The following is a 12,634-nucleotide window of genomic DNA, read 5'->3' as shown; positions in this document are numbered from 1 at the left end:
TCAGACTTCCGGAACCAATGCTTGACCTAAATCGCTATGTTCCAGCACTCCTGGTATGGGTTTCCAACAAGCTATCTAGCAGCGCCTCTCATCGCTACCGCGAGAAGTTCGAACTTGGCGTAACTGACTGGCGGGTGCTCGCTTACATAGAGCTTTATCCTTGGTCGACTGCTTCCGAAGTCTGCCAGTTGATCGGCCTAGATAAGGGCGCAGTGAGCAGAAGCCTTACTAACCTCGACAACATGGGATTGGTAACATCGCGGCCTTTTGGGTTACGCAAAATACAGTACGCGACATCTGATGCAGGAAAAAAAATGTATTCCGCTGTTCTGGAAACGGCGCTCGCTCGGGAAGAAGCACTACTCAGCGGGTTCTCGCAAGCCGAACGAGAGTTATTGATCAAGTTCCTGCATCGGCTCCTAAACAATCTTCCAGCCGTTGACGCTGTGGGTAGCTCACCAAACAAAAACGACTGAAATAGCTAATCTGGAAACGATATGCTATTGGCAAACAAGGTTGCTTTGGTCACAGGCGCGGCATTGGGCATAGGAAGGGCCATTGCATTAATGCTTGCTCGTGAAGGATCTAAAGTGCTGGTCACCGACTGATTTGTTCCCGGCGGCGAGGAGACAGTTGAGCTAATCCGTATAGCAGGCGGAGTCGCGGATCTTTACAAACTAGACACCGCAATTGCTGAAGATCATTACCGTGCTGTGGCGCAAGCACAAAAATCGTTTGGCGGCCTTCATATCGCTTGCAACAACGCGGGTATCAGAGTGGGCCAGACAAAATTTATCGTCCCGTTGCGGGGTTCACCCTTGAAGACTGGGATCAGATGTTGGCGATCAATCTCTCTGGTGTGTTTTACGGCCTGAGAGCCCAGATTCCGGCCGTCATTGCCTCTCAGGGCGGATCAATTGCCAATACCGCTTCAATTGACCGTCCCCCGGAATCAGTACCGGGCATCAATAGAAATTCCCGACTCCATGGACCCATCAGGCAAGGATTTCATCCTTGCCTGATGGGCGAATTCTGCGGGCGTGGCCCACTGCAGCGCGGAGTGGGGACGCGTCTCATTATAGTGCTGCCGCCACTGCTCGATCTTCTGCCTGGCGTCGTCCAGCGACATGAACCAATGGGCATTCAGGCATTCCTGCCGGAAGCGCCCATTGAAGCTTTCCACCTTGGCGTTGTCCGTCAGCTTGCCGGGCCGGCTGAAGTCGAGTTCGACGTGATGCTCATAAGCCCATTTGTCCATGGCCTTAGAAACGAATTCGGAACCGTTATCGACCTTGATCGTGCCCGGTAGCCCACGCAGGGCGCTAATGCGTCGTAGCGTGGGCACCATGTCTTCTCCTTTCAAGCTCTGGCCCAATCCAATGGCCAGGCTCTCGCGCGTGTAGTTGTCGACCACCGTCAGTGCCCGCAGGCGACGCCCATCGAACAATGCGTCCGCCACGAAGTCCATGCTCCAGATCTGGTTCATCGCCGTCACCGTTTGCTTTGGCTGGCGCAATCGCGCCGCCTTATTGCGCTTGGGCCGCTTGAAACGCAGTGACAAGCCTTCGTGCTTGTAGAGCCGATAGACGCGCTTCACGTTATCTCGCCAGCCTTCCCGCCGCAGCATCATGTGCACGCGGTTGTAGCCGTAATGCACGCGTGCGGCTGCAATCTCCCTAATGCGCAGCGTCAGCGCCGAGGCATCCCGCGCCACGAGCCGATAGCCATACACCGAGCGCGACACGCAAAACAGCGCACAGGTTTGTGTCAGGCTGGCCCGATGACGGTCCCGCAGTTCGTCGATCAGGCTGCGCATGCGGGAAGGCTTCAAAGCTTTTTTGACAGCACGTCCTGCAGCATCGCCTTATCCAACGACGGATCCGCTACCAGCTTCTTGAGCTTGGTGTTCTCTTCTTCCAACTGGCGCAAGCGACGCATCCCGGATGGCGTCGGACCACCGTATTTCTTCTTCCAGTTGTAAAACGTGGCATCACTGATGCCGACCTTGCGGCACACTTCTTCGACCGGGGTACCCAGTTCCGCCTGCTTAAGCGCAAACGCGATTTGCTGCTCCGTAAACTTGCTCTTCTTCATGGCATGCCTCCTGCCTCATCAGGGAAAAACACGCCGGAAAATTCTACTTTGGATCGGTACGATTTCTTAGGACAGGATCAGCCGCTCCAACCACTATATTTTCAGAATATAACCAGGGCCAACTTTGGGCTAGCTCCTTTTCGAATTTCAACCCCCAAAACATTTACTGCATGCCGAAGAATTTGGCATAAGAGATTTGGTGCTATATGGCACTAGGATTCTCACCCCGCAACGATGGTATTGCGGCTTCAAAGCTGCAGTTTCATAAGATCTTCTATGTGTACTAAACCCTGTTGAGCTCACTATCAGTTGGCCAGGTGCAGGGGACACAGGCAAGAGCTTGACGCGGCGGTCGTACTTCTTGCCCATATGTTCCCGAAACTCTAAAGAGTCAACAAAGTAACGATAAGTCCCTAGCAGAGTCGTCGAAATATGCACAATAGCTCGACGCTGAATAGACTCCCTTACTTCGTCCACCTTCGCTCGAAATCCATCTCGTTGAAGTGCTGAACGAGAAAATCAATGAAGACGCGCACCTTGGCCGGCAAATGTTTACGGCTCTGATAGGCAAGATTGATCGTCAGCCTTGGAAGGTCCCAGTCATTCAGAACTGGCACCAAACGGCCAGCGACGATGTCGTCATAAATGATGTAGTTCGGTTGGACCAAGATGCCCAACCCTTCCAATGCGGCGGCACGAATGATCTGTCCGTCATTGGATTGCATTACACTCTTCACCACAACGACCTGTGTATCGCCATCCTTGGTGAAACGCAATTCATACGGATTATTTGCGTAGCTATAGATCAGCAGTTTATGCTGCACCAAATCTTCCAGCGTTTCAGGTCTGCCATGCGTCGCAAAGTAGGCTGGCGAAGCAGCCAAAATTCTTCTGGTGGAAGCCAGCTTACGTACCGTAATGTCCGAGTCCGACTCGTATTCCCGCGTGCGGATCGCTAGATCGATACCGCTGTCGAGCAAGTCGAAATACCTGTTGGCGGCAACTATCTCTAACGTGAGATCGGGATAGCGCCTGTTGAATTCAGGCAAGAGCGGCGCGATGTGTCTCATGCAAAACGACAGCGAAGACGTCACCCGCAAGGTTCCCGTCGGTGCGAGCGTTACGGCATTGATGGCCGCCTCCGCTTCCTTCATTTGGTTTAACACTGCCTTGCAGTGCCGGTAGAAATCTTGCCCTGCCTCGCTCAGTGAAACGCGCCGCGTATTCCGCTCCACTAGGCGGGCATTGAGGCGTTCCTCCAGTGAGGCAAGGGCACGGCTCGCCGCCGCGTTCGATATGTCAAGCGCTTCGGCCGCCTTTGAGAGGCTGCTCAGCTCTGCCACTTGTACAAAAAGCTCGAATTGGCTCCAGCGATCCACCCTTTACCTCTCCTCTTTTCCACTTAGCGGAAAACACTTTTTCAGTTTTGACATATCTTTCCACAAATGCGCGACTTATAGTCTTCCAAAGAGAAAAAATCCGATTAGATCCACCGTGGAAGAGACATGCGTAACTTGGACGAAGACACCATTACCCAAGCCGTGCTCGCGCGCCATGCGGGCATGTCCGACGAGCGACTAAGGGAAATCATCACCAGCCTAGTGCAGCACCTGCACGCATTTGCGCGCGAAGTGAAGCTGACTGAGGAGGAATGGTTCGCCGGCATCAGATTTCTCACTGACACCGGCCACGTCACGACCGACATACGTCAGGAGTTCATCCTGCTGTCTGATACTCTCGGCCTGTCGATGCTGGTAACGGCACAGCAAAACCGGAAACCGCCCGGCTGCACTGAGTCGACCGTGTTTGGACCCTTCCATGTCGAGAGCTCGCCCGAATACCCGCTTGGTGCGGACATATCCAATGGTGCGAAGGGGGAGCCTTGCTTCGTGCACGGCTTTGTTCGTGGCATCGACGGCAGGCCGGTACCGAATGCGAAGCTGGAAGTTTGGCAAGCCGACGAAGACGGTTTCTACGATGTCCAGTATGCGGAGTCTGACGAGCACCGTGCGAGGGGTACCCTGTATAGCGGACCCAACGGCGAATATTACTTCCGCACCATTGTCGCCAATCCGTATCCCATTCCGCACGACGGGCCTGTGGGCCGCATGCTGCAGGCACTGGGACGCCATCCCTGGCGGCCGGCGCACCTGCACTTCAGGATCCAAGCGGATGGCTACGCAACCCTGATTACCCATGTATTCCGCAACGGCGACAAGTATCTCGATTCCGATGCCGTGTTTGGCGTGCGCTCTACCCTCATTGCCGACTGGGTACTGCATGAGCCGGGCGCAGCGCCCGACGACACCCGCATGGAAACACCGTTCTACACGCTCGATTTCGATTTCGTTCTCAACCCGGTACAAGGCTAAACATGCAGGACTTCATCTACAGCAGCCCGGCTAGCCGGGTCATCTTCGGCGCTGGAAGCCTGCGTCATGTGATCCGCGAGATCGACCTACTTGGCGCGGGCCGTGCAATAGTGCTCTCCACGCCGGAACAGCGGGCCGATGCCGATCACGTCGCGGCCATGATCGGCGAACGTTGTGCCGGCATTTTCGATCGTGCTGTCATGCACGTCCCGATTGAAACCGCAAGGCAAGCACGCGAACTCGCGCGCCAAGTTAATGCCGATTGCGCCATCGCCATCGGCGGCGGCTCGACCACCGGTCTCGGCAAGGCAATCGCCCTGGAATCGCCGCTGCCCATCCTGGCCATTCCGACTACCTACGCTGGCAGCGAAATGACGCCAATTTACGGCATCACCGAGGCCGGCCTGAAGAAGACCGGGCGCGACATGCGTGTATTGCCGAAGACGGTCATCTACGATCCCGAGCTGACCGTGGGATTGCCGACGTCCCTATCGGCAACCAGCGGCATCAATGCGATCGCCCATGCGGCCGAAGGCCTGTATGCGCAGGACGCCAACCCCATCATCTCGCTCTTCGCGGAAGAAGGCATCCGTGCACTGGCACAAGGCTTGCCAGCAGTCCTCGCTAATCCATCGGATATGGAGGCGCGCAGCCAGTGCCTGTACGGCGCGTGGCTCTGCGGTACGGTGCTTGGCAGCGTTGGCATGGCCCTGCACCACAAGCTCTGCCATACGCTCGGCGGAACCTACAACCTGCCGCATGCAGAAACGCACACGGTGGTGCTGCCGCATGCGCTGGCCTACAACGCCGCCGCAGCGCCGGACGCGATGAAACGCATTGCCAAGGCCCTGGGCGGCGCCAATGCCTCTCAGGCCGTGTACGACTTGGCTAAAGCTCTAAATGCCCCGCTGTCGCTGAAAGAAATCGGCATGCCGGAAGGTGAAATTGACCGCTGTGTTGAAATCGCCATGCAAAACGCTTACGCAAATCCACGGCCCTTGGAAAAGGCAGCCTTGCGACGGCTGCTCGACGACGCGTTCCACGGACGGCGGCCGGCTGCGTCGGAAGCGCCATGAAAGTACGGCACATTGTGATGTGGGATCTCCAGGGCGAGACCGCTGAGAAGAAGCGGGAAGTGGCGACTCTGGTCAAAGCTTTGTTTGAAGGGTTGCGCGGCAAGATCCCTGGACTGCTCCATGTCGAGGTAGGAGTCGACGCCAGTGGTGTTGAGTATGCCTGCGATGTCGTACTGTATAGCGAATTTTCCTCCCAGGCGTCGCTCGACGCCTACGCGAGCCACCCCGAGCACGTCGCAATAAGGCGCAGGCTGGAAGGGTTGCGCACGGCACGTCACCAAGTCGATTACCCCACATTTGATGGCAGCGAGCCAATTTGCGAAGAACCTCGCAAAGGGATGGTTTTTGACGAAAAGGAAAACTCCATGAATGAATTCGAACACAAGCTGCGCATCGCGGAAGTGGTACAGAACTGGGCTGTATGGCGCGATGCGGGATTTTGGGAGCGGTTCCACACCGTCTGGCATGAAGATGGCTGGATGTCGGCCACATGGTTCCAAGGCCCTGCATCAAAATTCATCGAAGTTAGCCGCAGGGGATTCGAAAACGGCGTTTCGATTCTCCATTTCTTGGGCGGTACCAGCGTAGACGTGCGCGGAAAACGCGCAATCGCTCAGACAAAGATGACCATCAGCCAGCGCGCTGAGGTTGACGGCGTACAGGTCGACGTCTTGTGCACCGGCAGCTTCTACGACTTCTTCGAATTGCGCAATATCGATGGGAATGAGGAATGGCGCATCGTCCGTCGGCAACCCATTTATGAAAAGGACCGCATGGACCCGCTTGATCCAGACGTGCAATTGCAGCTCGATCAGGAGCTATTGAAGCAGTTCCCGAACGGCTACCGGCATCTCGCCTATTTACAATCGCGCCTCGGATTCAAGATCAAACGAGACATGCCTGAGTTGGCGGGAGCGGTTGTGCAGGCGCTGTACCGTCGCGGAGAAAAATGGCTCAGTGGTGATGCCTCGGCATTCGATGAGACACCGGTTGAAAGCGGGCTGTAAAACTTTGCAGTGGCGACTTGCCTCCTTGGTGCCACACGGGCGGTTCCGCATAAAAGCTAAAACTAAAGAAGAGGACAGTTGATGAGTCTACTTCGCTCCGGCACCGGCATGGCATGTGTCATGCAAACCGGGTTTCATGACGGAAGCGGACATCGTCACGGCCAAATTCGATGATCAAATGAGGGGACATGATGTTACCGCGTGAAAGCGATGTTCTTGTCGTCGGCGGCGGGCCCTGTGGCCTGATGCTGGCGAACGAGCTGGGGCGGCGTGGCGTGAGCGTTACGATAGTGGATGAAAAGCCCGGCACGGCCTTTAATCCGCAGGCCAATGCCACCCAGGCCCGTACGATGGAACACTTCCGGCGCCTCGGCTTCGCCTTGGAGATCCGCAAAGCGGGCCTGCCTCCTGACTTTCCCACCGATATCGCTTACTTTACGCGGTTCGCACGGCATGAACTCGGCCGCTTCAAGCTTCCGTCCGCGCGCGAGGCGACGAAGGCAGTGACTGGACTGTCGGGTGCCTGGAGCGCAGCAGAACTGCCACATCGCGTTTCGCAGAAATTCGTCGAGGCAGAGCTGCGACGGCAAGCGGAAAAGCTCCCCGGCGTCTCGGTCAACTACGGTTGGCGCATGGTGGCCTGCCGTGACATGGACGACCATGTCGAAATCGACGTCGAGCCGTCTAACGGCGGCCCGTGCGAAACCCTCCGCGGCGCGTACTTGCTCGGAGCCGATGGCGCGCGCAGTGCGATACGCCAACATCTGGGCTTTCGCTATACCGGTGAAACTGGAATCAGGCGCGATTTTATGGGTGGGCGCATGTACGCCATCTACCTGCGGGCGCCAGCTTTCTATGAGATGGTGCCGCATGCGCCCGCGTGGATGAACGTCAGCTTCAATCAAGAACGGCGCGCGTTCATGGCCGCCGTCGACGGCAGAGGAGAATTCGCCTTCCATACACAGCTTCGCGCTCACGAAGACGAAGAGCGCATCACTGAAGATGACGCCCGTGCGATGTTCCAGGCTGCATGCGGTGCCCCGATCCCGGCCGATGTTCTGTCGCGTGGCGGCTGGACTGCCGGACATTGCCTGGTGGCGGACCACTTCCGCAAGGGGCGCATTTTCATTGGCGGAGATGCCGCGCATCTGTTCACGCCGACCGGCGGCCTAGGTTACAACACGGCGGTAGAGGATGCCGTCAATCTGGCATGGAAGCTCGCCGCAGTGCTCAAGGGGCAGGCTTCGCCTCAACTGCTTGACAGCTACGAATTGGAACGCCGACCGCTTGCCGTGCGCAACACCAGCTATGCGCGTGGCTTCGCCGATTCACTGGGGCACTATGCGCCGGCAGCGGAGATCGAGGACGATTCACCTGCCGGCGAAACCGCCCGTGCGCAGGCGGGCGAGTATCTCGCCAGCCACGGGCGCAAGGAATTCAATATTCCGGGCATTACCTTCGGTGGCCGCTACGACGGCTCCCCCGCGATTGTTGGTGATGGCACGGCGCCGCCGCCGGACACCGCCAACAACTACATCCCAACCGCCTGCCCCGGCGGCCGCCCACCACATCTTTGGATCGGAGACGGGCGCTCGCTGTACGACGTCTTCGGGTTCGAATGGACGCTGCTGTGCCTCGGGGCGCATCCCCCTTCTTCCGACGCCTTCAGCGCAGCGGCACAGCGTCTGGGACTGTCCTTAAAGGTCGTCGACCTACCGCAGCAGGCGGCGCGCGATCTGTACGAGGCAGATCTGGCGCTAATCAGGCCGGATCAGATCGTTGGCTGGCGTGGCAGTTCGGCAGACGCCGCCGATGGCATCCTTCGTAGGCTTACCGGATGGGATGCATAACAAAGCACATTGAACCGCAGATGCGGCAATGTCGCAAAAACACGTTAGCCCAAAAAAAGGAGACAAAAAACCATGAAGCTCAAGAGCATTTTCCGTGCTGTTGCCTTGTTCGGTGCCCTCGGCATCGCAGCGGTTCCATCGTTCGCAGAGGAAACGATCAAGATAGGCCTGATCGCCCCCTTCTCCGGTCCCTTCGCCGACTATGGCAAGCAGATGGAAGGCGGCATCAAGGCTTACATGAAACAACATAGCGACAAGGTTGCCGGCAAGAAGGTCGAGGTGATTACCCGCGACACCACCGGACCCATGCCTGAAATCGCCAAGCGTCTTGCGCAAGAACTAGTCGTGCGCAACAAAGTGGATTTTCTCGCCGGTTTCGGACTGACGCCGGAGGCTCTGGCCGTTGCACGATGATCATCATGAACGCTGCAGCCTCGGTTATCACCACGAAATCGAATTACATCGTGCGCGTATCGATGACGCTGCCGCAGGTATCCGCGCCGATGGCGACCTGGGCGCTGAAGAACGGCATCAAGCGCGTGGTAACGCTGGTTTCCGACTTTGGTCCCGGCATCGACTCCGAGTCCGCGTTCAAGAGCACTTTCACTGCTGGTGGCGGGAAGGTACTGGAATCCATCAGGGTGCCCCTGAAAAGTCCTGACTTCGCACCGTTCATGTTGCGGGTGAAAAATGCAAAGCCAGACGCAATCTTTATCTTCATCCCGGCGGGGGAACAGAGCGTCGCCGTTATGAAAGCCTATCATGAGCGCGGCCTTGCCGCCGGCGGCATCAAGGTGATTGCCACCGGCGATCTCACGGATGACCACGTCCTCGATGCGATGGGAGACGTTACGTTGGGAGTCATTACTAGTTTTCATTATTCAGCCGCCCATGGCTCGCCGGAGAACAAAGCCTTCCTTACATCCTTTGCACAGGCAAATCCGAACGCGGGACGCCCGAATTTCATGGCTGTCGGCGCCTATGATGGCATGCAAGCCATTTATGAAGTGGTGAAAAAGACGAATGGTCAGATCGACGGCGACAAGGCGATGGCGATACTTAAAGGCATGAAGATCAGTAGCCCACGCGGCCCGATCAGCATTGATCCGGCAACCCGTGACGTGATCCAAACAGTTTATATCCGCAAAGTAGAAAAGGTCGGCAATGAGCTATATAACGTTGAGTTCGATAGGTTTCCTGACGTAAAGGATCCCGGAAAGTAACGCGGGCACTTCATGGCTGCCTTATTTGCTGCTTCATGAAGACCGGGGCAGGGCCGGTCTGGGTGACTCTTTCATCCCGAAACTGCGCGCCATTAACTAAGCTTTGCTTTTCTTAATTGCTCCTTTCACCGCAGCAAAAATGAAGCGGGACACACCGAAGTAGAAAGGCCTTCATGTAGGCGGACACGATACTCCGTCATAGAGATGTGCGCGCTGTCGTTTTCACAGGGCCCTTTACTTTTATTCACTCTATGACTGTTCCTAGCCGATTGCTGACGAAGTATAAAGACCGCATTCGACCGGGGCTGTGTCAAAACACAAAAATAACGACGGCAGGCCCCAACATGTAGTGTCCCGTCTTCGCCCTTGCCTGATATCTCGTATCGGCGTCAGCGGGACTGAGCGTTTTTACACACCCTCGACCCAAACTGTAAGCACGATGTAGGTGTCCGGTTGTCCGAAATGCAGTGATACCAGAAGATTCTTCGTCTCCTTAATGCCTGCTGCAGCTGTCCGTTTTTCAGGCACGCGCCTCTAGAAGCTCAATTCAAGTACCGGTTAGCTCGTATCGCATTAGATAGTCGGCGCTGAAAAACTGTTTTCACCCAATGGCCATGCGTGCTGAGACATGAAATCGGCGTGCGGAATTTGCAGGGAACGACGCTTGTCATACGCGGTTTCCTGCAAATTCTGATGAGGTCATCATGGCTCCGCGTCATCATTCCGGAACGCCAGGCGCATCACAGCGGCAAGACTTCCCCCTGCTGGAACACCTGAATGCGCGCCATCCTCTGATCGTGCTGGCCAAGCTGATTGATTGGAATGCCATCGAGCGTGTTGCCCATGAGGCCATGGGGCCCAGACATCGTCGTCCACCGTTGCGCCCCCGACTGATTGCAGGCCTGCTTTATCTACAGCACACCTTCGATCTGTCTGATGAAGAAGTGGTGTGGGGCTGGGTCGAAAACCCGTATTGGGTGCGCCGGGAGACCGGCAAGGTGCAGGTGGTGAAAGTCCACTGCGATGAAGGTGTAGCGAACCACATCGGCCCCGAGCCGTGCGTGGTCGTCCGTGAGGGCGGCTGCGAAGCGTCGGTAGGGGTGCATGTAGGCCAGCCATGGAGCCACGAAATGGTTTATTTCCCGGATGCCGACGTACTCCAGTATGCGGAAGGCAATACGTACGGGCGCGCTATCGCTAGCGCCCGGCGGTCCGGCGTGGTCGAAGACCCTGGCATGCATGTAAGCGCCTTGCGCGGAAACCGGGAGATCTCTCGGCTGGCCTGCCGCCGTAATGGGCAGGTCCGCATCGGGAAGGCGAGGAGCCGAAGCCGATGATGTACGGACGAGAGAAGTCAGACTCCGCCATAGTAGCGAAGAAGCCTGCGAACAAGGTCGGCATGCCGGCTGCGGAGTGGGCAGAGCCAAGGGCGGGGACCGAGGGAAACGCGAACCAGCAACGCACGCGCCGGGCGCAGAACCGGGAAAGCGTGTCCCAGAAGCTGGAACGCGTACGGCAAGCAGCAAAGCAACGGAGGAAGGAACGGTTCACCGCACTGCTGCACCACGTCACTGTCGAGTTCCTGGAACAGGCATTCTATGCGCTCCGGCGTAAGGCAGCCCCAGGCGTCGATGGACAGACGTGGACGGATTATGAAGGCAACCTGGAAGGGCATCTCCGGGACCTGCATACTCGGATACACAGTGGCGCATACCGGGCGCTGCCGGTCAGACGACGGTTCATCCTGAAGGCTGACGGCAAGCAGCGCCCGCTGGGCGTAACCGCGCTGGAAGATAAGATCGTCCAGCGCGCTGTCGTGGAAATCCTCAACGCAGTCTACGAGACAGACTTCCTCGGATTCTCGTATGGATTTCGACCTGGACGCAGTCAGCACGATGCGCTCGACGCTCTGGCAACAGGGATCACGACTACGCCTGTGAACTGGATTCTCGACGCTGATATCCAGGGCTTTTTCGACGCGGTGAACCAGGAATGGCTGGTCCGCTTCATGGAGCACCGGATCGGCGATACACGCATCATCCGCCTTGTGCAGAAGTGGCTCAAGGCGGGCGTTCTGAACGACGGAGAACTGAGCGTCAGTGAGCTGGGTACACCCCAGGGGGCAGTGGCTTCACCACTACTCGCGAATGTGTACCTGCACTACGTCTTCGATCTCTGGGCAAACCGTTGGCGTCGGCGGGAAGCCAAAGGCAAGGTCATCATAGTGCGGTACGCCGATGATGTTGTCGTAGGCTTTCAGTACGAAGCGGACGGTCGGCGGTTCTGGGACGCGATGCGCGAGCGGTTAGCGCAATTCGCACTCACACTTCATCCGGACAAGACCCGATTGCTGGAGTTTGGCCGCTATGCGGCTGAACGGCGGCAAGAGCGTGGTCTTGGCAAACCGGAGACCTTTACGTTTCTGGGGTTTACCCACGTCTGCAGCAAGTCACGGCGCGGCACGTTCATGTTGCGCCGTAAAAGCCGTGCAGATCGTATGCGGGCGAAACTCAGGGACATCAAGGAGCAACTGCGCAAGCGGATGCACGAGCCCATCCCGGTTCAAGGGACATGGCTCGCTCAGGTGGTGCGAGGGTACTTTGCCTACCATGCAGTGCCGATGAATATCCATGCACTACAGTCCTTCCGTCACAACGTTATGAAGCTCTGGCGACGCACGCTACAGCGACGAAGCCAGAAAGACGGCATGACGTGGGAACGCATGGAGCGACTTGGCACTGAGTGGCTGCCGCGAGCGGAAATCCTTCATCCTTGGCCGGAGCGTCGCTTTGCCGTCAAACACCCAAGGTAAGAGCCCGGTGCGTGAATTGCGCACGCCGGGATCTGTGCGGGGGGTGCCGGGTAACCGGCGTTCCTACCGCGATCAGGTCTTCACGGGAGAAACCTATCTGCAGACCGAGCCGCCGATTGATCCGTCCAGCCTGTCGCGCTGGCGCAAGCGCATTGGCGAAGCCGGGGTGGAAGAATTGCTGGCGCAAAGTATCGAAGCGG

9 protein-coding genes and 4 pseudogenes are annotated in these 12,634 nt (G+C 57.3%); 11 read left to right on the top strand and 2 right to left on the bottom strand.

The annotated features are described in order from the left end of the window. Positions 1-17 precede the first annotated feature (17 nt). The 3 genes and pseudogenes from JJB74_RS28010 to JJB74_RS34235 all read left to right on the top strand — a co-directional run. The gene (locus tag JJB74_RS28010) at positions 18-476 is read left to right on the top strand and encodes a MarR family winged helix-turn-helix transcriptional regulator (protein WP_200597750.1); all 459 of its coding nucleotides are present in this window, start codon (positions 18-20) and stop codon (positions 474-476) included. Positions 477-497: 21 nt separating this feature from the next. Next, the gene (locus JJB74_RS34240) at positions 498-608 is read left to right on the top strand and encodes an SDR family NAD(P)-dependent oxidoreductase (protein ID WP_200597748.1); all 111 of its coding nucleotides are present in this window, start codon (positions 498-500) and stop codon (positions 606-608) included. A 146-nt stretch (positions 609-754) separates the two neighbouring features. Beyond that, a pseudogene (locus tag JJB74_RS34235) lies at positions 755-925 on the top strand (hypothetical protein); the annotation flags it as partial. A 27-nt stretch (positions 926-952) separates the two neighbouring features. On the opposite strand, the gene JJB74_RS27995 reads toward JJB74_RS34235, so the two are convergent. Together JJB74_RS27995 and JJB74_RS27990 are read right to left on the bottom strand one after the other, a co-directional pair. Next, a protein-coding gene (locus tag JJB74_RS27995) for an IS3 family transposase (RefSeq protein ID WP_200597746.1) occupies positions 953-2,094 on the bottom strand; the annotation gives its coding sequence in 2 pieces (ribosomal slippage) (positions 953-1,842 and positions 1,842-2,094; 1,143 coding nt in all). Between the two features lie 464 nt (positions 2,095-2,558). Beyond that, the gene (locus JJB74_RS27990; RefSeq protein WP_200597744.1) at positions 2,559-3,473 is read right to left on the bottom strand and encodes a LysR family transcriptional regulator; all 915 of its coding nucleotides are present in this window, start codon (positions 3,471-3,473) and stop codon (positions 2,559-2,561) included. A 126-nt stretch (positions 3,474-3,599) separates the two neighbouring features. On the opposite strand from JJB74_RS27990, the gene JJB74_RS27985 reads away from it, so the two are divergent. The 8 genes and pseudogenes from JJB74_RS27985 to JJB74_RS34030 all read left to right on the top strand — a co-directional run. Then, positions 3,600-4,466 (top strand): intradiol ring-cleavage dioxygenase, encoded by an 867-nt coding sequence (locus JJB74_RS27985; protein WP_200597742.1) that lies wholly within the window; start codon positions 3,600-3,602, stop codon positions 4,464-4,466. Positions 4,467-4,468: 2 nt separating this feature from the next. Next, a complete protein-coding gene (locus tag JJB74_RS27980; protein WP_200597740.1) occupies positions 4,469-5,542 on the top strand; it encodes a maleylacetate reductase in 1,074 nt (357 codons plus the stop codon). Beyond that, entirely contained in the window at positions 5,539-6,549 is a 1,011-nt protein-coding gene (locus JJB74_RS34035) for a Dabb family protein (RefSeq protein ID WP_325170191.1), read from the top strand. Before JJB74_RS27980 ends, JJB74_RS34035 begins: the two co-directional genes overlap by 4 nt. A 188-nt stretch (positions 6,550-6,737) precedes the next feature. Then, entirely contained in the window at positions 6,738-8,399 is a 1,662-nt protein-coding gene (locus JJB74_RS27965) for an FAD-dependent oxidoreductase (RefSeq protein ID WP_234484931.1), read from the top strand. A gap of 72 nt (positions 8,400-8,471) precedes the next feature. Beyond that, positions 8,472-9,622: pseudogene (locus JJB74_RS27960) on the top strand (ABC transporter substrate-binding protein). A 704-nt stretch (positions 9,623-10,326) separates the two neighbouring features. Beyond that, positions 10,327-10,599, top strand: a pseudogene (locus tag JJB74_RS33520) (transposase); the annotation flags it as partial. Positions 10,600-10,955: 356 nt separating this feature from the next. Next, positions 10,956-12,434, top strand: a complete 1,479-nt coding sequence (gene ltrA / locus JJB74_RS27950) for a group II intron reverse transcriptase/maturase (RefSeq protein WP_200597736.1) — start codon at positions 10,956-10,958, stop codon at positions 12,432-12,434. A 73-nt stretch (positions 12,435-12,507) separates the two neighbouring features. After that, positions 12,508-12,634 (top strand): annotated as a pseudogene (locus JJB74_RS34030) (transposase); the annotation flags it as partial.

Source organism: Noviherbaspirillum pedocola (assembly GCF_016632335.1).
GTDB lineage: Bacteria > Pseudomonadota > Gammaproteobacteria > Burkholderiales > Burkholderiaceae_D > Noviherbaspirillum_A > Noviherbaspirillum_A pedocola.
Note: the sequence above shows the minus strand (reverse complement) of the source record. Positions and strands in the feature narration are given on the sequence as shown.

What these genes read in the sequence shown, in the direction of transcription:
- JJB74_RS28010 (WP_200597750.1), top strand. Translation starts at nt 18, where the DNA reads ATGCTTGACCTAAATCGCTATGTTCCAGCACTCCTGGTATGGGTTTCC.
- JJB74_RS34240 (WP_200597748.1), top strand. Translation starts at nt 498, where the DNA reads ATGCTATTGGCAAACAAGGTTGCTTTGGTCACAGGCGCGGCATTGGGC.
- JJB74_RS27985 (WP_200597742.1), top strand. Translation starts at nt 3,600, where the DNA reads ATGCGTAACTTGGACGAAGACACCATTACCCAAGCCGTGCTCGCGCGC.
- JJB74_RS27980 (WP_200597740.1), top strand. Translation starts at nt 4,469, where the DNA reads ATGCAGGACTTCATCTACAGCAGCCCGGCTAGCCGGGTCATCTTCGGC.
- JJB74_RS34035 (WP_325170191.1), top strand. Translation starts at nt 5,539, where the DNA reads ATGAAAGTACGGCACATTGTGATGTGGGATCTCCAGGGCGAGACCGCT.
- JJB74_RS27965 (WP_234484931.1), top strand. Translation starts at nt 6,738, where the DNA reads ATGATGTTACCGCGTGAAAGCGATGTTCTTGTCGTCGGCGGCGGGCCC.
- ltrA (WP_200597736.1), top strand. Translation starts at nt 10,956, where the DNA reads ATGATGTACGGACGAGAGAAGTCAGACTCCGCCATAGTAGCGAAGAAG.